Genomic DNA, 26,503 nt, shown 5'->3' with positions numbered 1-26,503 from the left:
TACTTTTAGGCTGTTATTTCTGCCAGACGCACGGAGGGATCCGGTGAGCCACGTTTAATATCGAACGACGAGACGTGCGGATATGGAAGGAAACGACGCCGTGGAGGCGCTCTCGGTACCCGAGGAGACGATCCTGGAGGCGTGCGGCGATCCGCCGCTCCCCGAGATGGGCGTGATCGAACAGGTCTGGGACACCGATCCGATTCCGGACGACGAGGTGCGCGAGCGAGCCGCGGCGGCCGCAGAGACGCTCCCCCTGGAGTCGGTCCCCGAGGGCGGCGAGATCGCCCTCGGGGTCGGGAGTCGGGGCATCGCGAACCTCTCGGAGATCGTCGCCGGCGTCGGCGACGCGCTCTCGGGGGCGGGTTACACACCCTTCGTCTTCCCCGCGATGGGGAGCCACGGCGGCGCGACCGGGGACGGACAGCGGGAGATGCTCAACGAGCTCGGCGTGACCGAGGAGGCGATCGGCTGTGAGATCCGATCGAGTATGGAGGTCGTCGAGGTCGGCCGGACGCCCGAGCGCGACGTCCCGGTCGTCGCCGACGCCAACGCGGCCGCGGCCGACGGGATCGTCCCGATCAACCGCGTCAAGCCCCACACGGACTTCGACGGCGTCGTCGAGAGCGGCCTCTCGAAGATGCTCGTCATCGGGATGGGCAAACAGCGCGGCGCGAAGATCGCCCACGAGTGGGCGGTCGACTGGTCGTTCCGGGAGATGATCCCCGAGATCACCGAACAACTGCTCTCGGAACTCCCGGTCGTCGGCGGCGTCGCCATCGTCGAAGACCAGCACGACGACACGTCGATTCTGGAGGGCGTCCCCCCGAGCGGTTTCCTCGACCGCGAGGCCGAACTGCTCGAAACCGCCTACGAGATCATGCCGAAGATCCCCTTCGAGGCGGTCGACGTCGCCGTCTTCGACCGACAGGGCAAGGACGTCAGCGGCCAGGGGCTGGACACGAACGTCATCGGGCGGCGGCCGTTCGCGATCAACGAGCCCGAGCCCGAGAGCCCGCGGATCAAGCGGATCTACGTCCGGGGCCTCACGGAGACGACCCACGGGAACGCGATGGGCGTCGGCTCCGCGGACGTGATCCACGAGGACATCGTCGCCGAACTGGACGCCCCGACCACGCTCATCAACGCGCTCACCGCGAGCACCATCCGCGGCGTCCGCCTCCCGCCGGTCGTCGAGACCGACCGGGCGGGGCTCGTCGCCGCGCTCTCGACGATCGGCGTCGTCGACACCGACACCGTCCGCGTCCTGCGCGCCCCGGACACGATGCGCCTCCATCGGCTGCGGGCGTCGCCGGCGCTGGTCGAGGAGGCCCGCTCGCGCGAGGACCTCCGCGTCGTCGCGGAGCCCTCGCCGATCGAGTTCGAAGACGGGGCGTTCGCTGGCGGCTACGGCGACGACCACGCCTGATCGGGCGAGAACGCTAACCAGACCTGAGCGGACGAAAACGGCGCCAGACCTGAGCGAGCGAGAACGCGACGCGCCGGGTTAGCGGATCGAGTCGATGAGCGCCGACGTGGCGTACGCGCCGCGCTCGGGGGCGTCGAACGTCGAGATTCCGAGTTCCTCCATCCGCTCGCGGTCCGGTTCGAGCGCGTCGTACGGCCCGGCGACCGTGAAGACGATCGGCTTGTCGAGATCTTCCGACAGCTGTTCGAGTTCCTCGATCGGGTAACCCAGCGAGTGCTCGAAGATCTCGTAGACCAGGACGATGTCGACGTTGTCGTCGCGGGCGACGGCGTCGATGACCTGGCCGAACTCGGGCATCGGACGCCCCGTGTCGACGGGGTTCTCGTCGTAGGTGAACCCGAGGAGCAGGTCGTCGAGGCGCTCGTGGGTCTCGTCGGTCAGTTCGGGGAATTCGGCGCCGCGGTCTGCGAGGTAGTCCGCCATCATGATGCCGGGGCCGGCCTGCGCCGTGACGAGGCCGACGTTCGGGCCGTCGGGGACGGGCGACTTCCCGAGGACGCGGCTCGCGTCGAGCAGTTCCGTCACGGAGTCGGCCATCACGCCGCCGTTGTTCGTGAGGATCTCCTCGTAGCGCTCGTAGTCCTGGTTCGGCGCGGCCGTGTGCGACTTGACGAACTCGTGCATCCGGTTGCCCGACTTGAGCGCGACGATGGGCGTGTCGGCATCCTCGACGACGGCCTCGAACTGGTCGATCTCGGCGGTCCCCTCGATGTGGAGGCCGATCGCCTCCGTCTGGGGGTCGTCGTCGAGCATCGGGATGACGTCGTCGAAGTCCGTGTTCACGCGGTTGCCGAGGCCGTACATCCCCGAGATGCCGTAGCCCTCTCGTTCGAGCTGGAACGTCGACGTCACGCCGATCCCGCCGCTCTGGGCGACGATCGCGACCTCGCCCGTCTCGATCTCGTCGAAGCCGGGGACGAACGAGCTGAAGATACTCTTGTGCGGGATGATGTGCCCGGCCGTGTTGGGGCCGAGCACGGCGATGTCGTACTCCTCGGCGGTCCGACGGATCTCCTCTTGGCGCTCTTCGCCGTCCTCGCCGGCCTCGGCGAACCCGCCGGCGAAGACGACCGCGGCACCGACGCCGGCCTCCCCGCAGTCCTCGATGACGCCGGGCGTGGCGGGCGCCGGGACACAACAGAGCGCGAGGTCCGCGTCGGTGTCCGCGACGGAGTCGACGAACTCGTAGCCGTAGACCTCGCCCTCCCCCTTCGGATTGACCGGGTAGACGGGACCGTCGAACTCCTTGGCGTTCGCCATCGCGTCGTTGCCCAGTTTGCCGGGCGTCGCCGACGCGCCGATCACCGCGATGCCGGACGGATCGAACAGGTCTGAGATACCCATGCATAGACCAGCGTCGATGAGCGGAATATAAATTCCGAAACGACGCGGGGCGGACGGTCGTGGGACGGACGGCCGTGGGACGCGTCGGAGCGAGCGAAGCGTCTACGCGAGCCGAAATACCGGCGTATTATATCGACCTCCGGCGTACGTGAATACGGATGCACGACACGACGTACGAACTCGTCGTCTTCGACGGCGACGAGACGCTCATCGACGGCGACATCGTCGAGTCGGTCGCCGCGCACGCCGGCGTCGAAGACGAGTTCCAGCGGGTGAAGACCGACGTCTGGGAGCACGACCTCGACGCGATGGAGGCGCTCTCCGAGCAGATCTTCCCGCTCTTCGAGGGGGTCTCGGCGGCGGAACTCGACCGGCTCGTTCGGTCGCTTTCGTTCGCCCCCGGAGCGCGGGCGGTCGCCGGCAACGTCACCTGCCGGACCGCGATATTCACGGCGCTGACGCCGCTCGCCGATCGGATCGCGACCGAACTGGGTTTCGACTGGAAGCGCGCGAACGACCCGGTCGTCGAGGACGGCGTCCTCACGGGCGAACTCCGCGGCGACATCGTCGACCGGGGGAAGGGCCCCGTTCTCGACGACCTCGTCGAGGCGCTCGGCATCGACCACGAGCAGGTCATCGCCGTCGGCGACGGGCCCCACGACGTCCCCCTGTTCGAGCGCGCCGGCTTCTCGATCGCGATGGATCCGAAGCCCGCCGTCCGCGACGTCCCCGACGTCGCCACCGACGAACAGAACTTCTTCGAGATCGTCCCGCACCTCGACGAACGCGGCGTGCTGGACGCCGAGGCCGTGGGCGGACGGACGGAGGCGTCGGCCGATCCGACTGTCGATTGAACCGGCGAACCGGGGCTCCGCGCAGATAGAACAGTCAGAATCCCGGGGTAGAAGAGCGTGGAACGTCGAAAACCCCCCGCGTCGCCTACAGCCGATCGAGGATCCGCTCGGCCGTGCTCGACGACGAGGTCGTGGTGGTGGTTGTCTCGTCGTCCTCGTTCCACGTCGTTTCCGGACGGCTCTGGAGGATGTAGAAGCGTTTGTCGTCGCCCTCCTCTTCGATCGCCCACTCGATGTCCTGCGGTTCGTCGTAGTACTGCTCGATGGCCTTCGCGAGGTCGGTCAGCTTGACGATCTCGTCGGCCGTGATCGCGGGCACGTCCCGCTTGTCGTCGTCGACTTCGACCTCTTCGGTCCCGGCGTCGGTCGGGACCGTCATCACGTTCTTCTCCTGGACGTTGCGGTCGACGATCTTGTAGACGGGCTTGTCGACGAGGAAACTGTCCGGGGTGACCGCGCCGCTGACGACCGCCTCGCCGAGCCCCCAGTTCGCCTCGATGCGGACCTTCGATTGGTCGCCGTTCGAGGGGTTGAGCGTGAACATCACGCCGGAGGTCCGCGCCTCGACCATCTTCTGGATGCCGACGCTGATGAGTACCTCGTCGCGGTCGAAGCCGTTCTCCTCGCGGTAGGTGATCGCCCGCGCCGTGAACAGGCTGGCCATACACTCCTTGGTGCGCTGGGCGACCGTCTCGAAGTCGGTGACGTTGAGGTAGGTGTCCTGCTGGCCGGCGAAACTGGCGTCGGGGAGGTCCTCCGCCGTGGCCGAGGACCGAACGGCGACCTGCAACTCGTCGGTGTCCGTCTCGGCCTGGAGGCGCTCCCACGAGGATTCGAGTTCGTCGGCGAGGAAGTCGGGGAACTCCGCGCTCTCGACGTGTTCGCGGATGTCCTCGCTCGCGGCGGCGACGGCGTTGTCGTCGTCCATATCGACGGTCGACAGCCGCTCTCCGATGTACTCGCCGAGGGACTCCTCTTCGAGGAACGCCTCGTAGAAGTCGGTCGTGACCGCGAAGCCCGGCGGGACCTGAACGTCCTCGCCGACCTCCATCAACTCGCCGAGGGAGGCGTTCTTCCCGCCGACGAGGTCGATATTCGCTTTGGTGCAGTCCGGTGAGTCGAAGTGTAGCGTGTACGTTTGCCCGTTCATATCAGTTCGTTAATGAGTGATCGCTATTGAGGGTTACTCTGTCTTCTCGAGGATCTCGACTTCGCCCGTCTCCCCGTCGAGACGAATCTGGTCGCCGGTCTCGATGAACGACGTGGCGTGACCGGTGCCGGTGACGGCCGGCAGCCCGTACTCGCGGCACACGATCGCCGCGTGGCTCGTGATGCCGCCGTCGTCGGTCACGGCCCCCTCGGCCCGCGGGAACACCGGCGCCCACGCGGGGTTCGTCAGGGGCGCGACGAGCACCTCGCCCTCCTCGAGCGTGTCGATGTCGGCGGAGTCCTCGATCACGCGTGCCGGTCCCTCGACCCGGCCGGACGACGCGCCGAACCCCTCCAGGTGCGACTCGTCGCCCGTGTCGGACTCGACGTCGAGCCAGTCGTTGACCTTCTCGGTGGTGATACCCCACAGCATCTGCATCAGCGGATCGGTGACCTCCTCCGGCGGCTCGCCGAGCGCGGGCGAGGGGTCCCACTCCTTGGCCGCCTCGAACGTCCGCCGGCGCTCCGCGGCGCGGTCCTGCCAGCGCTCGGAGACGAACGCGCCCCTTCCGAGCGCCCACGTCTCGCAGGCCTCTTCGAGGAGTTCCGCGACCTCGAAGCGGTTGAAGAGGAAGACGTCCTCGGCGTCCTCCAGCAGCCCGTGGTTGACGAGTAGCCGGCCGAACTCCCGCATCTTGCGGAAGACGATCGTGTGCAGCCAGTTCTCGATCCAGAACTGGTGGTTCTCGGCGTACTCGTACACCGTCATACACGTCTCGTAGGCGTGGTCGAACTCCTCGCGCTCCTCCGCGTCGAGGTACCGCCGGTACTCCTCGACGATCTCGTCGCGCTCGTCCTGCAGCGCCTCGAAGTCCCGGCCCAGCTCCTCGCCGTCCTGCAGGCGTCCGACCTTGGATTCGAGGTGATCGAACGGCGCTTCGAGGTCCTCGATCCACGAGCCCTTGTAGCTGTGGAACCCGTCGCCGTAGGTCATGTAGAACCACGGATCTTTGATCTCGTCGAACCGATCTATGAACTCCCGCCCGGCATCGGTCTCCCGGAGGCGTTCCATCTTCGTCTCGGGAGACGCGTCGGAAGTCAGGACGTCGGTGACGTCGTCGCCGAGGTCGACGGCGAGTTCGGCCAGTCCGTTCAGCTCCTGGTCCGGTCGGAAGACGTCGGCCTCGACTGCCGAGACCATCTTCCCGATCGCGTCGTCGGAGATGTCGGGGAACAGTTCTCGGCTCGTCTCGGTGAACTGCATATACGCCAGGTACGCGAGGTACAGGAACTCGAAGTGGCGCTGCCAGCCCTCGAGCGCGAGTTCGGTGAGCCGGTTGTAGTTCCGGATGACGTCGAGCGTCGACTGGCTCTGACCCTTCCCCTCGGTGATGACGTCCTCGGGGACGTACTCGGGGAGCTTTTCGGGTACTTCGAGGGAGTCGATCTCGTTGCCGATCTCCTTGACGGCCGGGAGCCAGGTGCCGTTGTACAGCGCGTCGTAGTTCTCGTAGTAGTACTCGCTGCGCTCGGCGAAGATCTGAGCGCGTTCCTGCAAGAGTTCCTCGTCGTCGACGTTGATCCCGGTGAAGTACACGTAGCCGGCGACGACGCGGATGTCGACCGACATCGACGGCGGGATTGCGAACACCCGGCTCGTGTTCTGCGCCATCGCGATCTGCCACGCCTGTGCGCTGATCGTCATGTCCCACGGCATCACCGGTTCGGTGGTGTCCTTCTTGTCCCAGAACCAGAACCGGCCCCGCTCGTAGTCGGTCCGATCGTCCGTGAGTTCGAACTGGAAGTACTCGGGGTACATCTCCTCCCAGCCGTCCAGCTCCGCGGGCAGTTCTAGTTCACCGGCGTGCGGAAACCGCTCGCGGGACGCTCCCGCGTCGCGAGGGGCTTCTTCGGCCGTCGTGGGTGTCCCCTGGTCTGATCCCATGTGAATAGACAGCGTGGCTCAACTATTTATAATTAACGAAGGTGTCTTTAATTTGTAATCTATTAATCGAAGTATAGAAATTATTGTATTCTTTATCTGGTATTCAGAAGAGAATACGGTTGTATAAAGGAGTAGATTGATTACACTATAATTACTATACACGTCTATGCAAGTCGGACTCATCAGTGACGTACACGCCAACCGACCCGCCCTCGACGCCGTCCTCGACGCGATGCCCGACGTCGACGCCGTCGTCCACGCCGGCGACGTGGTCGGCTACGGCCCGTTCCCCAGTGCGGTCATCGAGACGTTTCGGGAGCACGACATCGTCTCGATCCAGGGCAACCACGACCGCGGGGTGCTGGGCGACTTCCACGACAACTTCCACGAGATCCCGAAGTCGGCAGCCGAGTGGACCACCGAGCGCCTGACCGAAGACGAACTCGCGTACCTCGAGTCGCTGCCGATCGAGCGCGACCTGTACGAGGGGGCGGTCAAGGTCGCCCACGGCGCGCCCGGCAAGCCGAACACCTACACCTACCCGGAGGACTTCTCCGCGGATCTCCTCGGGGAGGAGTCCGTGCTCGTCGTCGGGCACACGCACGTCCAGGCGAAATCCGAGTTCGACGAGGGAACCGTCGTCAACCCGGGCAGCGTCGGGCTCCCCCGCGACGGGGACTGGCGCGCCGGGTACGCCGTCCTCGACGTCGAATCGGGAACCGTCGACCTCCACCGCGTCGAGTATCCCAGAGAGGAGACCCAGGCGAAGATCGACGAGTACGGCCTCCCGGAGGTCCTGATCGACGGCCTCGAACACGGCGAACTGGTGTTCGGGCGGGCCAAGCGCTCCGTCACCGACTCCGTAGAATAGCTCGCGTCCCTACCGCACTCGCCGCCCGTTCTCGAACGGCGCTGAAACCATCAGGCCACGGGATTCAGAACGGGTAGTCCCGCGGCTGGTGCTGGATCGACGTCCACTTCGTCTCGGTGAGTTCGTCGATGATCCACTCGCCGTTGTACCGTCCCATCCCCGAGGCCTTCGTCCCGCCGAACGGGACGTGCGGCTCGTTGTTGATCGGCTGGTCGTTGACGTGGACCATCCCGGCGTCGATCCGGTCGGCGACGTCGCGGGCGCGCGAGATCCGCTCGGAGTGGACCGACGCGGCCAGGCCGTACTCGGTGTCGTTCGCGAGTTCGACCGCCTCGTCGTCGTCGCCGAACGGCACGACCGGCGCGACGGGACCGAAGTGCTCGTTGCAGGCGGCGGCCATGTCGTTCTCCATGTCCGAGAGAACCGTCGGTTCGACCAGCAGACCCTCGGCGTCGCCGCCGAGTTCGAGCGTCGCGCCCTGTTCGACGGACCGCTCGACGTACGCGAGGACGTCGTCGCGTTCGGACTCGCTGATGATCGGGCCGACGACCGTCTCCTCGTCGAGGGGGTCACCGACCGGCAGTTCCGCGGCGCGGTCGACGAGGCGGTCGACGTACTCGTCGTAGACGTCCTCGTGGACGAGGTGGCGGTTGATCGAGATGCAGATCTGTCCCTGGTGCATGAACGAACCGAAGACGCCCGCGTCGACCGCGCGCTCGACGTCCGCGTCGTCGAGGACGACGTGGGGGTTGTTGCCGCCGAGTTCCATCGCCGGGAGCGCGAACGCGCCGGCCGCGTTGCGGGCGACGCGCCGCCCGACGGACGTGGAGCCGGTGAACGCCACGGCCGACATCTCCGGGTGGGAGGCGGCCCGATCTCCGATCTCCGAGCCGTGACCGGTGACGACGTTCAGGACGCCCTCGGGCAACCCCGCGGCCTCGAACAGCCGCGCGATGAGGAGGCCGCCGGTGATGGGCGTCTCGGTGGCGGGCTTGAGCACGACGCTGTTGCCGAGCGCGATCGCCGGCGCGACCGCACGCAGCGAGAGCTGAAACGGGAAGTTCCACGGCGAGATGACGCTGACGACGCCGACCGGTTCGCGCTTGACGATGTTCTCTTTCCCCTCGATCTTCGATCGGCTGTGGCTCCCCGTCATCCGGAAGGGGTAGGTGGCGACGTCGTGCATCATCTCGCCCGTCGAGGTGAACTCCCGGGACGCCTTCGGCCGGGCGCTCCCGGACTCGATCGCCAGCAGTTCCGTCAGCTCCTCGTGGTACGTCTCCACGAGGTGCTGGACCTCGCGGACGATCTCGCCGCGCTCCTGCGGGAGGACGTCCCGCCACTCCTCTTGGGCCTCCGCGGCCGCCTCGAACGCCGCGTCGACGTCGGCGACGGTGCCCGCGGGAACCTCGCTCACGACCTCGCGCGTGGCGGGGTTCTCGACGGGGATCGTCTCCCCGCCGTCGGCCGACCGCCACTCGCCGTCGACGTACAGGCCGTTCCAGTCCGCGTCGATCGAGAAGTCCCTCGCCTCTACCGCCGTCGCTCGTGATGACTGCCCTGTCATTGTGTCGGTGGTCCGTGTGTGGTTCGCGTGCCAGTCGTTCGCATCGCTTCGGTTCGCGTCTCTTCGGTTCGCATCTCTTCGGTTCGCATCTCTTTCGTTCGCGTGTTTGTCCGTGCTGCGTCGACCCGGAGGCCCGCGACGATGTCCGCCGGGACCGGTCCGCTCAATGTGCGTGCCCACCGGGGCCGTGCGGCGTCTCGAGGAACTCCGAGAAGATGCTCGTGTCCTGCGCGGCGAGGCCGGCGAGCCCCTCGGCGTCGACCCGGACGCTGAAGTGTTTCTTCGGCGCCTCGATCACGAGCCGGTCCCCGTCCGGCGACTCCACGCTGCGGACGACGATGTCGGCGTACTCGTTGCTCAGCGTGAACTCGCAGTCGATCTCGTCGTCGGCCGCCGACTCCGAGCGGGCCGCGAGGTCGTACTCGTGGCCGAGGAAGTCCTCGAAGACCTCCAGGTCCTGCCACGAGAGGCTCTCGAGGCCGAGCGCGTCCGCTCGGAGGACGTCGTCGCCGGCGCGGACCTCCAGGCGCTCGCCCTTCGGGGTCCTGATCCGCCGGACGGTCGCCGTCGCGTCGTCGCCGCCGATCTCGGTCTCTTCGGCGACCTCGATGTAGTGTTCCGCGTCGGTGCCGTCGGTCATAGGAATATCGAGACGTTGTCGGTGCTCAAGACCGTCTGATCCAGTCGGATCTCTCGGTCTGCGATCTCGAAGGTGTCCCCGCGCCGCCGGAGGACGTCCTCGCGCCGCGCCGAGTAGAACGTGTGCTCGTCGCTGTCGCCGCGGCTGAGGTACACGAGGAGGTTGCTCTCCACGAACAGTTCGTCCTCTGTGAGATCCTCCGTCTCGCGGGTGACGCGCACGTTGGTGACGTAGCGGCGCGTTCGCGTCGGGGGGCGCTCCGCCCACGCGTACTCGGAGTCGAAGCGCTCGACGCGGGCCTTCAGCGAGCCGTAGTCCTCGTTGAAGTAGTACCCCTGTTCGCTGAACACGCTGCTGGTGTTCTCGCGCATCAGCCGCCGCGGCATCCGGTAGTTGACGTCGTCGGCGACGTGGTCGAACCACTCGTGGAGCTCGCGGTTGTCGAGCAGTTCCGCCTCCTCGTAGAGGAACTGCTCGACCTCGCGCTCGACGAGCAGGGCTTCCAGTTGCGATTCGCGTTCGGCCAACATCACCGGTCCTCCTGGAGGTTTATCGGCGTCCCGGTCGCGTCGGTCCGGTCGTTGCCCGCGAGCATCTCGTACCACTGCTCGTGGAACAGGCGCATCCCGCCCTCCTCGAGGTTCTCCGAGTAGGCGAAGCCGGGGCCGAGCCACTCCTCGTCGATGTCCATCTCGCTCATCCACTCGAGGCCCATCTGGTAGTTCAACTGGAGGTTCTGACTGCTGGCGAACTGCCCGCTGGCGGAGTCGGTGATGCCCTTCCAGATGGGCACGTCGTCCTGCTCGAAGTTCCCCGTCGGGCCGAAGTTCGCGGTGTACATCTTGTACATCCGCTGTTTGAACTCCTCGGGGGCGTTCTTCGGGGCCAGCCCCCAGCTCCACAGCTCCATCTGATCGGGGCCGAGCGGCCGCCACTTCCGGATGGTGAAGAAGGGCGCGACGTCCTTCTCGGGATCGTCGGTAGTGTCGCCGAAGTGGAGGAACCCGAAGTTCGGGAAGATCGCGCCGGTGAACGACAGCGCCTGCCGGGCCAGTTGCCACTGCGCATCGGAGAGGCCCTCTCTGGTGAACAGGTCCTCGACGACCTCGTCGGGGTACGTGAGGAAGACGTCCTCGCCCTCGAAGCCGCGCATACTCGTCGTGTGGCCGTCGCAGTGGATGTGCCGGTCGAGGCTGTCGCCGGTGCCCGCGTGACCGACCGTCTCCTCGCCGCCGAGTTCGAGGTCGAGCACCGAGCCGTGGGCCCACGCGGTGTGGTAACTGTCGCCGTTGAAGTTGTCCGCGATGGTCTTCCAGTTCGCGTCGATGACCCAACGGTGCGGTTCGCCGATGACCTCCATCCCGCCCTCGGGGAGCTTCATGTGGACGTCGAAGTACCACTTGAAGTCGCCGAGCCACTCGTCGAGCGACGGGCCCTCCTCGGCGAGTGAGGCGAACACGAGGCCCTCGTAACTCTCCAACCGGGGCACGTGCGCCAGCCCGTACTCCGAGCGGTCGAGGTTCTTGAAGGCCTTCGATTTCTGGGGGATGCCGGCGGCCTCGCCGTCGTTCTTGTACGTCCAGCCGTGATACGGACACCGGAAGTGCGACGTGTTGCCCTGCTCCGCGCGGCAGACCTGCGCGCCGCGGTGACGACAGCTATCGAACAGCAGGTTCACCTCGCCGCTCTCGTCGCGTACGAAGATGAACGTGTCGTCGCCGATGTACCGACGGGCGTAGTCGCCCGGCTCCGGGATCTCCGATTCGTGACCGATGAACACCCACGACTGTCCGATGATGCGCTCCATCTCCAGGTCGTGGAGGTCCTCGTCGTGGAAGAACTCGAGCGGAAAGAACCCCTCGTCGAGCGAGTCGCGAGCGTCCTGGAGGGCTCGTTCCGTCGCGCTGGGTTTGTCACCTGCTGCCATACTTACGCCTCTTGGTTCAGTGTGTAGATACTTAAATATTCCGCGAATAGATGTATTTGTAATTTCTATCGGGATCAAAATACTCTATTGTATTCTAGAAGGCCAAAATTATATTACGCTCCGGTTCATATGGGAAGGCAATGAACCGGCCGACACCGAATTCGGGCGACGGGGACTCGGTAGCCGCGCCCACCGCTGTTGTCGTCCCGTGCGGTCACGCGGACGGTGATCGAGATGCGTGAGATCGAAGCGGCCGTCGTCCGCAGTCCCGGTGAACACGCGGTGGAGACGGTCACGCTCGAGGATCCCGAACCGGGCGAGGTACTCGTGGACGTGCGCGCGACGGGCGTCTGTCACACCGATTACCACGCCTACACGAGCGAGGACACGGACTTCCCGATCGTTCTCGGCCACGAGGGCGCCGGCGTCGTCGAGGCCGTCGGCGACGGCGTCGCGACCGTCGAACCGGGAGACCGCGTCGTGCTCTGGGTGCTGCCCTCCTGCGGCGACTGCGAACGCTGCCGGAGCGGTCGTCCGTATCTCTGTCAGGCCCGACGCGAGACGCGCGGCCGGATGATGGACGGGACGCGCCGTCTCAGCCGAGGCGGCGAGCCGATCGATCACTTCTACGCGCAGTCGTCGTTCGCGAGCATGGCCGTCGTCCCCGAGCGCCAGGTGGTGCCCGTCCCCGACGAGGTACCCTTCGAGACCGGGGCGCTCCTCGGCTGCGGCGTCACGACCGGCCTCGGCGCGGTCTCGAACGTCACCGAGGTCGACGGCGGCGAGTCGGTCGCGGTGTTCGGCTGCGGCGGCGTCGGTGCGGGGGCCGTCCTCGCGGCGAAGGCCGTCAGTGCGGGGACGATCGTCGCGGTCGACCTCGACGCGGACACGCTCGAAACGATGGCCGAGATCGGCGCGACGCACACCGTGAACGCCGGCGAAACCGATCCCGTCGACGAGATCGAGGCGCTGACCGGCGGCGTCGACTACGCCTTCGAGTGCATCGGCACGCCGCAGACGGTCCAGCAGGCGATCGCGTCGCTGGCCCCCGGCGGGACGGCGGCGATCACTGGCACGAGCAGCACGCCGCCCGCGGAGATCGACCTCGGCCGGTTCACGAAGGGGATCTCCGTCGTGGGTAACATCGTCGGCTTCACGCAGCCCAGGGTCGACATCCCGCGGTACGCCAGGATGTATCTGAACGGCGATCTGGATCTCGACGCGGTCCTCACGCGTCGGTACGACCTCGACGAACTCGACGAGGCGTTCGCCGCGCTCGACGCCGGGGAGGTGATCCGAAGCGTCGTCGAATTCGACGAGAGGGCCCGCTGATACTGGTCACTCTCGGTCTTCACCGCCGAGTGTCCCCCCGTTGCCGGCGCTCGGCGGTACGAGACGAGAGTACTCAGTATCAGGACTCGCTGCCCGCGTCCCGGTGACCGGACGCCCCGACTGCGATCGCCGATGCGAGGCGGCGACAGGCGTCGCGAGCAGCGGTGCGACCGCTCGTGAGACCGCCGAGCCCGTTCTCGCAGTCCTTTTGAGGGCTCCCCGAAAAGGCTCAAGAAACACTATGTCCGATGACACACTCGCCGACATCGGCGCCCGGGATCTCATCCTCCTCCAGGCCCGAATCGCGAACCCGACCGCGTCGAGTCGAGAACTCAGCGAGATCCTCAAAGACGAGTACGGGATCTCGCTGTCTCACAACCACGTGAACACGCTCCTGCGCGAGATGGAGACCGACGGGCTCTTTCGGAAGACCGTCGTCCCCCGACGGACGCTGTTCAAACACTACGTGTTCCGAATCGCGTTCCACTATCCGAACTTCAGGGATCACTGGGAGGACTGCTACGACGCGCTCGTCGAGGACCCTCACGTGCTGATGTTCTTCAACGCCGATCACAAGTACCGCTGGCAGCTGATCACCCAGTTCCGGAGCACCGAGCAGATGGACGAGTGGGTGACGTCGTTCTTCGAGGACCACGGCGAGGTCATCGACGAGTTCGAGACGACATCCGTCCACAACCTCCACAAGTTCAAGACGGACGCGGCGATCTTCGACGACCTGATCTCCGAGACCGAGGAGGGGCGCGAGTACCTGCAGCGGCGGGGCGATCTCGACCCGGAAGCGAGTGCCGACGCCCCCTCCGGAACCGACGCCCCCTCGGGATCCGACGCCGCCGACGCGGAGTAGCGCGATCGGAACTGTCGGCCGCACCCGTTCCGGAACGTTCGCGACCCGCCGTCGCGAAACTCTTCACAGACGTACAGTTGATAGTTCACCCGACGACGGTGTTTTTCAGGGTGCCGACGCCCTCGTAGGTGATCTCGACCTCGTCGCCGGGGTCGATCGTCCCCGGGTTCGCCGGACTGCCGAACGCGATCACGTCGCCGGGCCGGAACGTGAACCGCCGTGAGAGGAACGAGACGACCTCGTAGGGATCGAACAGCATCAACTCGGTGTTGGCGTCCTGGCGCACCTCGCCGTTGATCTCGGTCCGGACGTCCAGGTCGTAGGGGGTGACCTCGGTCTCGATCCACGGCCCCAGCGGTCCGGACGTATCGAACGCCTTCCGCGCGGTCCGTCCCTGTTGATCGAGCGCGTCGACGTCGTTCAGAATCGTGTAGCCGCGGATCACGTCCGGGACGTCCTCGGGGTCGACGTCGCGACACCGCTCGTCGACGACGGCGGCCAGTTCGCCCGCGTAGGTCAGTTCGTCAGTCCACCGAGGGTATCGGATCGGTTCCTCCGGGCCGACGAGGGACGCCGGCGGCTTGATGAAGAAGTCGGGCTCCTCGGGGCGGTCGTAGTCCATCTGATCGAGCGTCTCGGCGTAGTTGCGGCCGACGCAGTACAGCGCCGAGGGCGAGCAGGGATACGTGAGGACGCCGTCGCGACCGACGACGTACCGCCCGTCGTCGGCGACGACGGTGCCGTCCTCGTACCGCCCCGCGATCGGTCCCTCCGGGGTCTGCATCCGTGCGAGTCGCATACCCGCGATTCCCCGGCGATCTGTAAAAACCCGACGGAAAAACGGTCTCCGGGTTCGTTCGGCCAACCGAAGATCTGTGGATCGCCGGTTGGCTACGACGATCTATCAGTTGCTCGATTCGGCCACCGGCGACGGCTTCGTGAGGTACTGCGCGTACATCCGCGAGACGCCGGGCACCTCCACCACGGACGTTGCGACCACGAGCACGATGATCGCTGCGCCGATCGCCACCTGCGTGGTGAGCCCGAAGAGTCCCAGGTACGTTCCGAAGAACGTCAGGACGGCCAGCGTCCCGTAGATCGAGCGGCCGACGGTCGAGAGTCGGCTGCTCCCGTCGTACGCGAAGATGGTCATCGAGAGGCCGACGATGCCCGCCAGCACCGCGAACGTCACGAGGACCGTCGAGAGGAAGTCCCAGTAGATGAGCACGTCGTTCGCGACGAATATGAAGGGGATGACGAACCCCGGCAACGCGAGCTTCGAGGACTTGATCGCCGTGTCGATGTACTCCGCGTCGGCGATCTTCGCGGCGACGATCGTCGACGGCCCGACCGGCGGCGTGAGCGAGGAGTACATCGCGAAGTAGAAGACGAACATGTGCGCGACGAGTTCCTGGAGCCCGAACCGGACCATCGCCGCGCCCGCGAGCGAGGCGACGAGCACGTACGCCGCCGGCGCCGGCATCCCGAGCCCGAAGATGAGGCTCACGCCCATCGCCAGGAGCAAGAGGAGCAGCACGCTCCCGCCGGCGAGGCTGATCATCAGCGTGTTCAGCCGCTGGGCGAACCCCGTCTGGGTGAACACCGCGATGATGATCCCGATCGCACCGAGGATCACGAGCAGCGGTGCCATCTCCTCGGAGCCGACTTTCAGCCCTTCGGCGGTGTCTTTGACGGCGCTTTTCACGCCGACGGAGCGCTGTTCGACCACGTACTTCACCGCGACGATGCCGATCAGCGTCAGCGTCGCGTAGTAGCCCGACGTCAGCGGCGTGTACTGCAGCACGGCCAGGTAGTAGATCAGCACGACGAACGGAGCGACGTACCAGAGGATCTCCAGAAACACGCCGTATTCGATGTCCTTCACGTTCCGGGTGGTCTGCCAGCCGAACTTGTAGATCAGGAGCTGCACCGAGACGACGACGCTGAAGTAAAACAGCACCGCCGGAATGAGTCCCGCCTGGATGATCCTGACGTAGGAGAGCCCCAGGAGATCGGCCATGATGAACGCCGCGATGCCCATGATCGGCGGAACGAGTTGGCCCCCGATCGAGGCGACCGTTTCGATCCCGCCCGCGTATCCCTTGTCGACGCCCTGATTCTTCATCAGCGGGATGGTGAAGCTCCCGGTCGTCGCCGTGTTCGCCGCCGACGCGCCGGTGATCGACCCGAAGGCCAGACTCGCCAACACGGCCGCGTGGACGATGCCGGATCTGAACAGCTTGCTCAACTCCTTGCTGACGTCCATCAGGTAGTCCAGAATACCGTACGCCTTGGTGAGGCCGGCGAGCAGCAGGAATATCGCGACCCACGTCGCACCGACCTGGAGGATGAAACCGTAGACGCCCTGCATCCCGAGGACCGTCAGGCGGAGCAACTGCTCGGTGCCCATCCCGCTGTGGTAGAGCGCCCCGGGCAGGTACGGCCCGAGGTACCCGTACAGGAACCCGAGCGGGACGATCGACGCCATGAGCTTCCCGAAGGAGCGAACCGTGACGTCGGTACAGAGATACACGATGATCGCCCCGATCACGTAGTCCGCAGTCCGGTACCCGACGATCGGCCCCTCCTCCATCAGCCGCACGTGATGGATGTCGATGTAGACCATAATGACCATCGAGAGGGCGGCCAGCCCGAGGAACATCGTCGGCCTGACGAACCGGACGTAGCCCCGATCGATCCGCTCGGAGAGGTGACGCAGGTACGTTCCCGCCTTCTCCTCGATCGGCCCCAACGCGTCCCGGAAGAGACCCAGATAGAAGATGGCCAGACACAGCCCGAGGACCAGGTTCGTGTGGCGGACCCTGGCCCCGTAGAACGTCTCGGCGTAGTACAGCAACAGCAGGCCCAGAGCTAGCCCGGAAATGTAGACGCTCCAGTCGCCGAGCCGTTGGAGCCGTTCCCGTCTCAGATACGTGCTCATTATTTCGTTCTAAAGGGTGCGGGTCTAGTTCAGGCCGTACTCGTCGAGGAAGTCCTGGGTCCCCTGGTGGAGGGAAAAGCCCGGGTGGGGTTCACGCGTCCAGTGGTCGTCGTTCGTGTAGAACGAGAGCAGCTCGTGGTAGTCGCCCATCGAATCCCGGTTCTCGTACATCGCCTCGAGCACGTTGTAGACCGCGTCCGTCGACGTCTCCGCGGTCCCGTAGAGCCACGTCACCTGCGACATCGAACGGGGGGTGTCGGGAACGTGCGCCCAGCCCTCGGGGTCGACCTCGAACTCGAAGGAGTTCCCCCAGCCCTCCTCGTTTATCCCGCTCTGGAGTTCCGCGGGGAGACCGAGCAGTCGGGCGTCGACCGTCCCCTTGATCTCCTGGACCCACCCCGGCGTGACGGTTCCGACTTGGACGTTCGTGAACGCGCCGAGACCGACGTCGATGCGCCCTTCGGCGACCGCCGCGCCCATATCGCCGTACCCGGTCGTCCGCTCCTGGTACTCGACGCCCGCGAGTTCGAGGACCCGCCGGACCATGTCCGTCACGCGCGATCCGGACGGACCGGGCGCGACGTAGGTGTCCGGCCCGATGTCGTCGATGGTCGAGTACTGGTCGTCCTCCGCGAAGAGGAACCAGTCCGAGGTGGAGCCGTGGACGATCTGTCGGAGGTCGACGGCGACGTCGCCGAAGGGCTCGTTGCCCACGTTCACGTCGTGTGCCGTCGTGCTCTCGATCAGTCCGATGTCGATCTCGTCTCTGGCCATTCGGCCGATGTTCGCGGCCATCGAGGCGCTCGGACGGACGTCCAGGTACACCTCGTCGGTGTTCTCGTTCACGACGCCGCCGAGTCCGGACATCATCGCGAAGTTCGCGCTGACCTCCGAGGCCGTACCCATAACCAGCGTCTCCTCGCCGCCTCCCCCGCCGCCGGAGGTCGTCTCTTCGCCGCCGCCGTCGCCGCCCGAATCGCCGCCGGAGTCGCCGCCGTTGTCACCGCCGTCGCCGGAGGAGTCACCGCTACCCCCGCCGTCTCCGCCGCCCATACACCCTGCGAGACCGACCGTTCCGAGGAGTCCGGCCTTCTTCAGGAAGCCGCGACGACGTGCGCTGCTAGAGCTACCGTTGCCTCTGGTATCGTTTGCCATACTCGGTCAGATATAATTATTACAATTTAAGTGTTTTGGTACCCGGCTCGAAAAACACCGCGAGACGCCCGTACGCGGCGATTTCTCGTCGGTCTGTGGTAGTCCGAGCCTGTAAACACTGTCCGTAACAGTGTAACACCGTCCTAACGCTCGTCGATCGAGCGCTCCTTGATCGCCGCGCGGTCCAGTTTGTCGCTGGCCGTCCGCGGGAGCGTCTCCGCGTAGAAGTGATACTCCCGCGGGCGCTCGAACCGCGAGAGCTTCTCGCTCTCCAGACACCACTCGTCGAGGTCCTCTGCGTCGAGGCCCCCGGCCGTCGTCTGGACGGCCGCGGTCACCCGTTCGCCGTACTCGTCGTCCTCCACGCCGAACACCGCGGACTCGACGACGTCGGGGTGCTCGTTCAGTCGTTCCTCGACCGGCGCGGGGAAGACCTTGATCCCCTTCGAGAGGATCATGTCGTCGTCGCGGCCCTCGATGAAGAGGTAGCCCTCCTCGTCCTTGTACCCGAGGTCGCCGGAGTACCACCAGCCGTCCTCGAAGGACTCCCGTGTCTTTTCGGTGTCGCCCCAGACCCAGACGGCGGCGTCGCTGGACTTGACGATGATCTCGCCGACCTCGCCCGGTTCCAGTACGTCCTCGGGCGACCCGCCGTGTTCGACCACGCGGACCTGCACGCCGAGCAGCGGCTTTCCGACGCTGTCGATACGCTCGCCGCGCATCTCGTCGGCGTCGATGTACGTCCCGCAGACCTCGGTCGCGGCGTAGGACTGCGACACCGACGGCGACACGTGCTCCTGCAGCCCTTCGAGCGTCGTCGTGTTCAGCGTCTCCCCGCCTGATTCGACCGTCACGAGGCTGCTCAGGTCGTAGTCGTCGAGGTCGTCGAGCCGGAGCACCTCGCGCCACATCGTCGGAACCAGGTTCGAACTGGTGATCTCCCGCTCCTCGACGAGTTCGACGTACGCCTCCGGACTCCACTGCTTGACGTAGTAGGAGGCCCCGTTCGCGAGCATCGTCGGCAGCGTCGTCGAGTACCACGCGGCGAAGGAGGGGGTGAAGAAGTTCGACACGCGGGTCAGCCGCGTGGTCCCCTTCTTGTGCGCGAGCTTCATCGCCCGGTGGACCAGCCCGCGGTTGGTGTGTGACCACCCCTTCGGTTCCCCCGTCGTGCCCGACGTCCACATCACCACGGCGATGTCGTCGGGATCGACGTTCACGTCCGGTTCGACCGCCGGTTGCCCGCCGACGAACGAGTCCATCGACCGCTCGTACGCCGTCTGCGGTTCGCCCGTCGTGACGACCGCGTCGATCGCGGTCGAGGCCTCGTCGTAAACGTGCTCCTCGACGAACGCAGAGCGCTCCTCGTCGACGACGAGCACGCGGGGTCGGAGCGCGTCCAGGCAGGTCCTGACCCGCTCCGGCGAGTCGCGAATGTGGAGGTTCGAGACGATACAGCCCGCTTTCAGTCCGGCGTTCCAGAGTATCGTCTGCTCGACGCTCGCCTCGGTGAGGTACGCGATCCGGTCGCCCTGTCTCACGTGCGATCTGAGGGCGTTCGCCGCGCGGTTGCTCTCGGCGTCGAACTCCGCCCACGTTATCTCGCGACCCGAAACGCCGTTCCCGTAGGCGACCCGGTCGGGATTGTTCTCGGCGGCGATGCTCGATAGCTCCCGGACCGCGGGCAACTCCACTCTGGATGGTACCTGCATGGCGGCTGCGTCAGATGTACTCGGGGAAGAGTCGCTTGTGCGGCGGGTCGATGTCGAGCAGCCGGCAGACGTTCCCGCCCATAATGAGGTTGAGGTCGTCCGCGGGGAGGTCGACCTCGCGGGCGTACTTGTCGATCTGCCGCATCGAGGTGCCCCACGCGTCGGCCTGGTGGGCCTGCAGGCCGCGGCTCTTGATCTGCGTCCACCGCTGCGGCGGGTAGTCGTACTCGCCGGTCGACCGGTTCGCCGGGTTGTTCGTCGCGATCCACGACGCGCCCCAGTCGGTCCCCCAGATCAGCTGCTCGGGGCCGATGTTCGGGTCGTTCATCGGCCGCTTGATCAGGTCCGACCAGTAGTTGCCGATCTCGATGTAGACGTTGTCGTACGTCGCCGCGACGTTGCAGGACTCCTCGACGTTCTTCCGCCAGTTGCCCTGGACGCCGCCGTGGTCGATGATGATCGGCACTTCCGGGTACTCCAGGTGCAGGTCGATCGCGTACTTGATGTCGCGGCGATCCGGCAGGAGCGTTCCGGGGTCGCGCTCGTAGCCGCCGTTCACCGAACCGGGGTGCCAGCGCACCGGCACGTCGTGTTTCGCGGCCACGTCGTAGATCTTCCGCAGTTGATCGTGGCGCTCCTCCCACGGGATCCGCTCGGCGCGCTCGGTGATCGTCGGGTCGAACGGCAGCATCTCGCCGATGCCGACGAAGCCGTCCTGGCTGAGTCGCTCGTCCATCTCCTCGCAGGCGCGGTCGATGTCCCACTCCTCCTCGCCGGCGACCGCCTTCCGGTTCGTCTCGTAGGGGTGCGCGAACGCGACGAACTTGTCGGGGTGCTCCTCGACCATCTTCCCGTGGAGCCGGTCGCTGAACCCGAACCCGGGCTGGAGACAGACCATGTCGACGCCGTAGAGGTCCATATCGTACAGGAGCCGGTCCGTGTTGCGGTAGGTGACGATCTCGGCGTCGTCGTCCGCCTGGTCGGCGTCCTCGGCCTGCCACATCAGTTTACTGAGCGTGGCGTAGTCCGGTTTCTCCTCTCTGTTCTCGAAGTTCACGGCGACCCGCTGGCCGTGAACGTGGGTATCGATAACGAATCTTCCCATTCGCATAGGTACTCCTCGGGTTGAACACATTCGTATATTACCTTGTCGGTCGGTGCCGTGCGATAGGGTCTCTCGGCTCCGCTGCCGGGCAAGTTCGGACGCCTGCGGACTCGGGACGACGGCGTCCGTTTCACCCTGGCGCCCACGAGAAACGGCTGTTTCACCCCGGGCGGTTTCGAGACGGGGCCGCTCGTTTCGCCCACCGATTCTGTGACGACGGCGGTCGTTTCGTCCGGCCGGTCCCGGCGTGACGCCGTTTCGGCCGGTGGAGTCGGGATCGATGCGTTTCGTCCGATCGATTCGACGAGGGTCTCGTTTCGTCCGAGGGGTCGGAACCGCCGCCGTCTCGTCTCGACGAGTCGCCGCCGGCCCCGTCCGCCGAAACATCCTATAAAAATATACCGTCGAGAGGCGTCGGTGCGGGTATGCACGTCGGTATCATCGGCGGCGCGAGCACGATCGGATCGACGCTGGCCTACGGCCTCGTCTGTGACGACCCGCACAACTCCGTTACGCTGTTCGAGGCGGCGCTGGACGCCGCGTGGGGCCACGCGACTGATCTGCGGCACGCGAGCTACCACCTGGCCGGCGGGCCGCGCTCGGCGGCGGAAGCCGCCCCCGGCGAGGTGACGTACGCCCCCACGGAGGATATCGGCGAGTACGACCTCGACGCCGTCGTCGTCACCGCTCGGGTTCCGCCGAGCGCGGACGACACTCAGCGGGGCTCGCGCGGCGCGCGAACTCGGGAACTGGACGCCAACCTCCCGCTCATCGACGGCATCGCGGACTCCCTCGACGCGATCGATCCGGTGCCGACCGTCGTCGTGACCAACCCCGTCGACCGCATCGTCTACCGGCTCTGGAGCCGGCTCGGCTGGCCCCGATCGAAGGTGATGGGGTTCTCCCTCGCCGAGACCGCCCGCGTCGCCGACGCCATCGCCCGGCGCCACGGTGTCCACCCGACGCGCGTCTCGTGCCCGACGATGGGCGAACACGGCGAGCGCGTGGTCCCGGTGTTCTCCCGGGCGACGGTCGCGGGGGAGGCGGTCCCGTTCACCCCGGCGGAACGCGACGAGATCGTCGACGAAGTTCTGGAGATCCCGTTCGAGATCGCCGAAAAGCGCGGGATCGCGGACTCCTCGCGCTGGGTGTCGGGTGCGGGATTGCTCCGGGTGCTCCGAGGGCTCTCCTCGCCGGGGGCCACCGACCCGCTCTGTCTCTCCGTGCCGCTCGACGGCGAGTACGGGTTCACCGACGCGTGTCTGAGCGTTCCCGTGACCCTGGCCGAGGGCGGAATCGATCGGACGATCGAGTGGGACCTCGACGAGTGGGAGTCGGCGCGTCTCCGCGAGGCGTACGACGCCGTCCGCGAGGACGTCCGCCGGTTCGAGGATTGACCCGGTTCGGAGCACGGACCCGGTTCGGAGCACGGACCGGTCCACCGCCGACTCTGCCCGGCCAGAGCGAATCGATATATACTGTCGCCCTGAACAGTCCCGACGAGATGGACGATCCCGGAGCGGAGAGCACGGGCGAGAGCGAATCGACCGCGGCCGACGTGATACTTCGGTCGCTGCGCGAGTACGGCGTCGAGTACGTCTTCGGCAACTTCGGGACCGATCACACGCCGCTCCTGGAGGCGGCGGCGCGAATTCGGGAAGACGATCCCGATTCGATTCCGGAGTTCGTGACCTGTCCCCACGAGTCGGGGGCGCTGAGCGCGGCGGACGGCTACGCGGCGGTGACCGGCCGGCCGCAGGCGGTGTTCGTCCACGTCGACGTCGGCACGCAGAACCTCGGGGCGATGGTCCACAACGCCCACCGCGGAGACGTCCCGGTGTTCATCTTCGCCGGACTGGCCCCGATCACCCACGGCGACGAACCGGGCGCGCGCTCCAGCGGCATCCAGTACATTCAGGACGTCTACGACCAGGACGCGGTCGTCGAACAGTACTGCCGGTGGACGGGCGAGTACCGCCCGCCCGCCGACCCCGACGAGTTCGTCGCCCGGGGCCTGGAACTCGCGTCGACGCCGCGGCGGGGGCCGAGCTACCTCACGGCGACCCGCGAGGCCCTCGAAACGACCGTCGACTCGACGCCCGGTTCCCACTCCCTCACGGACGCTCGGCCAGTCGGCGCGGACGCCGAGTCGGTCGATCGGCTCGCGTCGACGGTCCGCGAGGCGGACGCCCCGCTCGTCGTGACCAGCAAGCTCGGGGCGAATCAGGGAGAGCAATCGGTCGAACGGCTCCGACGCTTCGCCGAAGCCGCGGGCGCGGGCGTCGTCGAACAACGTCCGACGGCGCTGAACTTCCCGCGGACGCACGACCTCCACGTCGGTTTCGATCCGAAGGCGGCGATGGCGCGGGCGGACCTCGTCGTCCTCGCCGACGCCGACGTCCCCTGGGAACCGCCGTCGTCGCGGCCGGTCGACGACGACGTGCCGATCGTGCACCTCGACGTCGACCCGGAGAAGCCGCAGTACCCCCTCTGGGACTTCGAGACCGACCTCGCCGTCCGGGCCGACCCCGGCGCGACCCTCGCCGCCGTCGCCGACCGGCTCGAATCGCGGGCCGCAGAGCCCGGTCGAGAGCCCTGGCGCGGCGAACACGAAGCGCGGCTCCGAGCGCGTGCCGAGTCGCTGGAGGCGCAGTACCGCGACGGGCTGCTGACGCCCGAGGTGCTGACGGACGCGATCGACGACGTCGTCGACGAGTCGACCGTCGTCCTCAACGAGACGACGACGAACAAGCGCACCGTCCTGGAGCACCTGGACCTCGAACGGCCGGGGAGCTACCGCTCGCCGTACGGCTCCGGGCTCGGCTGGGCGCCCGGCGCGGCGACGGGGGTCAAACTGGCCACACCGGACCACACCGTGATCTCGCTGGTCGGCGACGGTTCCTACGTCTTCGGCAACCCCACGGCGTCGGCGTGGATGGCGGCCGCCCACGACGCGCCGTCGCTGACGGTGGTGTACAACAACTCGCGGTGGAACGCCGTCCGGACCTCGACGCTCGATCAACACCCCGACGCGAGCGCCGCGGCGGCGGGCGTCCCCGAGAGCCGATTCGAGCCGACCCTCGACCTCTCTCACGCCGCGCACGTGGTCGACGCGCACACGGCCGTCGTCGACTCGGTCGACTCCCTCGGACCCGCGCTCCGGGCGGGCCTCGACGCGGTCGAGAGCGGCACCCCGTCCGTGTTGGACGTGCGGGTCGAACAGGAGTAGTCGCGGCCGCCGCCGTCTCGTGATGGTTACTCTCGTCTCCCACCGCCGAGCGCCGGCAAGGGAAGTGGTGCTCGGCGGCACAAAGTGAGCGTACTCAGTATCGAACTTCGTTTCGTCGCCTCGTTTCGCGAGTGCGTTCCGCGCCGCTGACGCGTTACGCTTCGTTAGGAACTCCGCACCGCTGACGCGCTACGCTTCGTAGCCCTGGTTCGCCAGCGCCTCTTCGAGCGCGGAGAGGACGAACTGGATGTTCGGCGTCCGCGCTGAGTAGCCCATACAGCCGATCCGGAGGATCTCGCCCTCGAGATCGCCCAGACCGCTCGCGATCTCCAGGTCGTGTTCCTCCTGCAGTTCCGCGAGGAGTTTCCCGTCGTCGACCCCGTCGGGGACGCGAACCGCGTTCAGAGACGGGAGCCAGAACTCGTCGTCGGGGTTCATCTCCAACCCCATCTCTTCGAGCCCCTCCTTGAGTTCGGTGGCCATCTCCCGGTGGCGCTCCCAGCGCGCTTCCAGCCCCTCTTCGGCGACCAACTGGAGCGCCTCGCGCAGCGCGTAGACGTTCGTGATCGGGGCCGTGTGGTGATACGAGCGCTCCTCGCCCCAGTAGCCCTCCAGCAGCGAGAGGTCGAGGTACCACGAGCGGACGTCGGTGTCGCGGCTCAGTACCTTCTCCATCGCCCGGTCGTTGAGCGTGAGCGGGCTCGCGCCCGGCGGGCAGGAGAGGCACTTCTGGCCGCCCGAGTAGGCGACGTCGATCCCCCACTCGTCGACGCGGAGTTCCACGCCGCCCAGCGAGGTCACGCAGTCGGCGATCACGTACGCGTCGTGCTCGTGGGCGATGCTCGTGAGCTCCGGCACCTGCGGCTGGAGGACGCCCGTGCTCGTCTCTGCGTGGACGAACCCGAACACGTCGGGGTCGTGTTCGTCGAACGCCGCGGCCACGTCGTCGGGGTCGAGCGGCTCGCCCCACGGCGCGTCGACGTGGACGACCTCGCCGCCCGCGCGCTCCGCCATCGACTCCATCCGGTCGCCGAAGTAGCCGTTCGTCGGCACGAGCACGGTGTCGCCCGGTTCGACGAGGTTCCCGAACGCGGTCTCCATCGACGCGGACCCGGTTCCGCTCACCGGGATCGTCCAGCGGTTGTCCGTCTGGAACGTGTACCGGAGGAGTTCCTGGACCTCGTCCATGATCTCGATGAACGCCGAGTCGAGGTGGCCGATGAGCGGCGCGCTCATGATTCGGAGGACGCGCGGGTGGACCTCGCTCGGCCCGGGGCCCATGAGCGTCCGTTGCGGCGGATTGAGTGGATCGGTATCCGGTGGTTGCTGCATAGGGGAGCATTCGGAGCAGGGGGCTAATAAAACAATATATGTCCGCTCGGCGCGTACCGGCGCATCCGTCACGGCGTTGCGAAAGAGTATTTATACCCGGCGGGGACGTGTACGGCAATGGTCGAGGCGTCACATCTACTCGCGGTCGGGCTAGCCGCCGGCGCCGCCCTGTCCTCGGCCTCCTCGAACCTGTGCGTCAGGCGCGGTACCGACAGCGGCACGACCAAGGACGCCATCTTCGTGGTCTCTGTCGTCAACGTCGCCGTCCTGCTCCCGGTCGCGGCCGTCAGATACTATCCGAACTACGGTCTGACGGGAGTCTCGTTCGTCTCGTTCGCCGTCGCCGGCATCCTCGGGACGCTGATCGGTCGGGCGTTGAACTTCGTCAGTATCGAAAAGATCGGCGCCAGTCGGACAGCCCCGATCGTCGCCTCGTGGGCGCTCATCTCGACCGTCCTCGGCGTCGTCTTCCTCGGCGAGACGCTCTCTATCGTCCACGGCGTCGGGATCGTCCTCGTCGTCGTCGGCGTCGCCGTCATCGCGTGGCTGACGAGCAACCACAACCCCGAGGGCCTCTCGCGGCGCGAACTGCTCGTCGGTCTCCTGGTCCCGTTCGGCGCCGCGGTCGCCGTCGGCTGGGAACCGATCTTCGCGAACGTCGGCTTCGCCGAGGGAACGCCGCCGCTCGTCGGCCTCGCCGTGAAGTCGGTCGCCGCGACCCTCGGGTTCGGCCTGTACCTCCGGTGGGACGACGACCTCCCCGGCCGATCAGTGCTCCGCGGGACGAACGCGCGGTGGTTCGTGCTGGCCGGCCTCCTGAACACGGCGTTTCTGCTCGGGTACTACGTCGCGCTCTCGATCGCACCGGTCAACGTCGTGAGTCCGATCGTCGTGACGAACACGCTGTTCGTCGTCGTCCTCGCGGCGTTGATTATGACCGAACGGCTGGAGCGCGTCACGTGGGGGCTCTTCACCGCCGCCGGGGTCGTCGTCGCGGGCGTGTTGCTCATCACCGCCTTCGGGTGACCCGCGACGCCGCGGACCTC

General features: G+C 66.7%; 21 protein-coding genes. 8 read left to right on the top strand and 13 right to left on the bottom strand.

Going from position 1 to position 26,503, the window contains the following annotated elements; genetic code table 11:
- The first annotated feature begins 82 nt into the window (after positions 1-82).
- Positions 83-1,429, top strand: coding sequence for a nickel pincer cofactor-dependent isomerase, group 22 (locus DV707_RS14120; RefSeq protein WP_103993132.1), 1,347 nt, complete (start codon positions 83-85; stop codon positions 1,427-1,429).
- 78 nt (positions 1,430-1,507) lie between these two features.
- Here DV707_RS14120 and DV707_RS14115 read toward each other — a convergent pair whose 3' ends face one another.
- Positions 1,508-2,833: a CoA-binding protein gene (locus DV707_RS14115; protein ID WP_103993133.1), complete on the bottom strand. Its 1,326-nt coding sequence runs from the start codon at positions 2,831-2,833 to the stop codon at positions 1,508-1,510.
- A gap of 158 nt (positions 2,834-2,991) precedes the next feature.
- Here DV707_RS14115 and DV707_RS14110 point away from each other — a divergent pair, with 158 nt between their 5' ends.
- Positions 2,992-3,687 carry an HAD family hydrolase gene (locus DV707_RS14110; RefSeq protein WP_103993134.1) on the top strand — a complete coding sequence of 232 codons (696 nt, stop codon included), beginning with the start codon at positions 2,992-2,994 and terminating at the stop codon, positions 3,685-3,687.
- A gap of 85 nt (positions 3,688-3,772) precedes the next feature.
- On the opposite strand, the gene DV707_RS14105 is transcribed toward DV707_RS14110, so the two are convergent.
- Together DV707_RS14105 and DV707_RS14100 are read right to left on the bottom strand one after the other, a co-directional pair.
- Positions 3,773-4,837: a PEP/pyruvate-binding domain-containing protein gene (locus tag DV707_RS14105; protein WP_103993135.1), complete on the bottom strand. Its 1,065-nt coding sequence runs from the start codon at positions 4,835-4,837 to the stop codon at positions 3,773-3,775.
- Between the two features lie 33 nt (positions 4,838-4,870).
- Complete coding sequence (locus DV707_RS14100; protein ID WP_103993136.1) at positions 4,871-6,781, bottom strand: PEP-utilizing enzyme; 1,911 nt, start codon at positions 6,779-6,781, stop codon at positions 4,871-4,873.
- Between the two features lie 166 nt (positions 6,782-6,947).
- Here DV707_RS14100 and DV707_RS14095 point away from each other — a divergent pair, with 166 nt between their 5' ends.
- Positions 6,948-7,652, top strand: a complete 705-nt coding sequence (locus DV707_RS14095; RefSeq protein WP_103993137.1) for a metallophosphoesterase family protein — start codon at positions 6,948-6,950, stop codon at positions 7,650-7,652.
- 64 nt (positions 7,653-7,716) lie between these two features.
- Here the strand turns inward: DV707_RS14095 and DV707_RS14090 are convergent, their stop codons facing one another.
- The 4 genes from DV707_RS14090 to DV707_RS14075 all read right to left on the bottom strand — a co-directional run bounded on the left by DV707_RS14090 (position 7,717) and on the right by DV707_RS14075 (position 11,786).
- Positions 7,717-9,219, bottom strand: a complete 1,503-nt coding sequence (locus tag DV707_RS14090; RefSeq protein ID WP_103993138.1) for an aldehyde dehydrogenase family protein — start codon at positions 9,217-9,219, stop codon at positions 7,717-7,719.
- Positions 9,220-9,382: 163 nt separating this feature from the next.
- Complete coding sequence (locus tag DV707_RS14085; protein ID WP_103993139.1) at positions 9,383-9,859, bottom strand: hypothetical protein; 477 nt, start codon at positions 9,857-9,859, stop codon at positions 9,383-9,385.
- Positions 9,856-10,389, bottom strand: a complete 534-nt coding sequence (locus DV707_RS14080; protein WP_103993140.1) for an aromatic-ring-hydroxylating dioxygenase subunit beta — start codon at positions 10,387-10,389, stop codon at positions 9,856-9,858. Before DV707_RS14080 ends, DV707_RS14085 begins: the two co-directional genes overlap by 4 nt.
- Positions 10,389-11,786 carry an aromatic ring-hydroxylating oxygenase subunit alpha gene (locus tag DV707_RS14075; RefSeq protein WP_103993141.1) on the bottom strand — a complete coding sequence of 466 codons (1,398 nt, stop codon included), beginning with the start codon at positions 11,784-11,786 and terminating at the stop codon, positions 10,389-10,391. Before DV707_RS14075 ends, DV707_RS14080 begins: the two co-directional genes overlap by 1 nt.
- Before the next feature lie 234 nt (positions 11,787-12,020).
- Between DV707_RS14075 and DV707_RS14070 the strand changes: the two genes are divergently transcribed.
- Positions 12,021-13,118: an alcohol dehydrogenase catalytic domain-containing protein gene (locus DV707_RS14070; RefSeq protein WP_103993179.1), complete on the top strand. Its 1,098-nt coding sequence runs from the start codon at positions 12,021-12,023 to the stop codon at positions 13,116-13,118.
- A 241-nt stretch (positions 13,119-13,359) separates the two neighbouring features.
- On the top strand, positions 13,360-13,983 hold the full coding sequence (locus tag DV707_RS14065) for a helix-turn-helix domain-containing protein (RefSeq protein WP_200820973.1): 624 nt from the start codon (positions 13,360-13,362) through the stop codon (positions 13,981-13,983).
- An 85-nt stretch (positions 13,984-14,068) separates the two neighbouring features.
- Here DV707_RS14065 and DV707_RS14060 read toward each other — a convergent pair whose 3' ends face one another.
- The 5 genes from DV707_RS14060 to DV707_RS14040 form a co-directional block, all read right to left on the bottom strand.
- Entirely contained in the window at positions 14,069-14,782 is a 714-nt protein-coding gene (locus tag DV707_RS14060; protein ID WP_103993142.1) for a fumarylacetoacetate hydrolase family protein, read from the bottom strand.
- Positions 14,783-14,887: 105 nt separating this feature from the next.
- The gene (locus tag DV707_RS14055) at positions 14,888-16,924 is read right to left on the bottom strand and encodes a TRAP transporter permease (protein WP_103993143.1); all 2,037 of its coding nucleotides are present in this window, start codon (positions 16,922-16,924) and stop codon (positions 14,888-14,890) included.
- A gap of 24 nt (positions 16,925-16,948) precedes the next feature.
- Positions 16,949-18,079, bottom strand: a complete 1,131-nt coding sequence (locus DV707_RS14050; protein WP_103993144.1) for a TAXI family TRAP transporter solute-binding subunit — start codon at positions 18,077-18,079, stop codon at positions 16,949-16,951.
- Positions 18,080-18,222: 143 nt separating this feature from the next.
- Positions 18,223-19,791, bottom strand: coding sequence for a class I adenylate-forming enzyme family protein (locus DV707_RS14045; RefSeq protein ID WP_103993145.1), 1,569 nt, complete (start codon positions 19,789-19,791; stop codon positions 18,223-18,225).
- Positions 19,792-19,801: 10 nt separating this feature from the next.
- On the bottom strand, positions 19,802-20,896 hold the full coding sequence (locus tag DV707_RS14040; RefSeq protein ID WP_160113978.1) for an amidohydrolase family protein: 1,095 nt from the start codon (positions 20,894-20,896) through the stop codon (positions 19,802-19,804).
- A 425-nt stretch (positions 20,897-21,321) separates the two neighbouring features.
- Here DV707_RS14040 and DV707_RS14035 point away from each other — a divergent pair, with 425 nt between their 5' ends.
- Together DV707_RS14035 and DV707_RS14030 are read left to right on the top strand one after the other, a co-directional pair.
- A complete protein-coding gene (locus tag DV707_RS14035) occupies positions 21,322-22,293 on the top strand; it encodes a malate dehydrogenase (protein ID WP_103993147.1) in 972 nt (323 codons plus the stop codon).
- Positions 22,294-22,400: 107 nt separating this feature from the next.
- Positions 22,401-24,125, top strand: coding sequence for a thiamine pyrophosphate-requiring protein (locus DV707_RS14030; RefSeq protein WP_103993148.1), 1,725 nt, complete (start codon positions 22,401-22,403; stop codon positions 24,123-24,125).
- A gap of 189 nt (positions 24,126-24,314) precedes the next feature.
- On the opposite strand, the gene DV707_RS14025 is transcribed toward DV707_RS14030, so the two are convergent.
- Complete coding sequence (locus DV707_RS14025) at positions 24,315-25,457, bottom strand: pyridoxal-phosphate-dependent aminotransferase family protein (RefSeq protein WP_103993149.1); 1,143 nt, start codon at positions 25,455-25,457, stop codon at positions 24,315-24,317.
- 117 nt (positions 25,458-25,574) lie between these two features.
- Here DV707_RS14025 and DV707_RS14020 point away from each other — a divergent pair, with 117 nt between their 5' ends.
- A complete protein-coding gene (locus tag DV707_RS14020; RefSeq protein ID WP_103993150.1) occupies positions 25,575-26,483 on the top strand; it encodes an EamA family transporter in 909 nt (302 codons plus the stop codon).
- Positions 26,484-26,503: the final 20 nt, after the last annotated feature.

The sequence above is a fragment of the Halobellus limi genome (genome assembly GCF_004799685.1).
Classification (GTDB): Archaea; Halobacteriota; Halobacteria; order Halobacteriales; family Haloferacaceae; genus Haloquadratum; species Haloquadratum limi.
The sequence above is the reverse complement of the archived record's forward strand: the minus strand, read 5'-3'. Positions and strand labels throughout refer to the sequence as shown.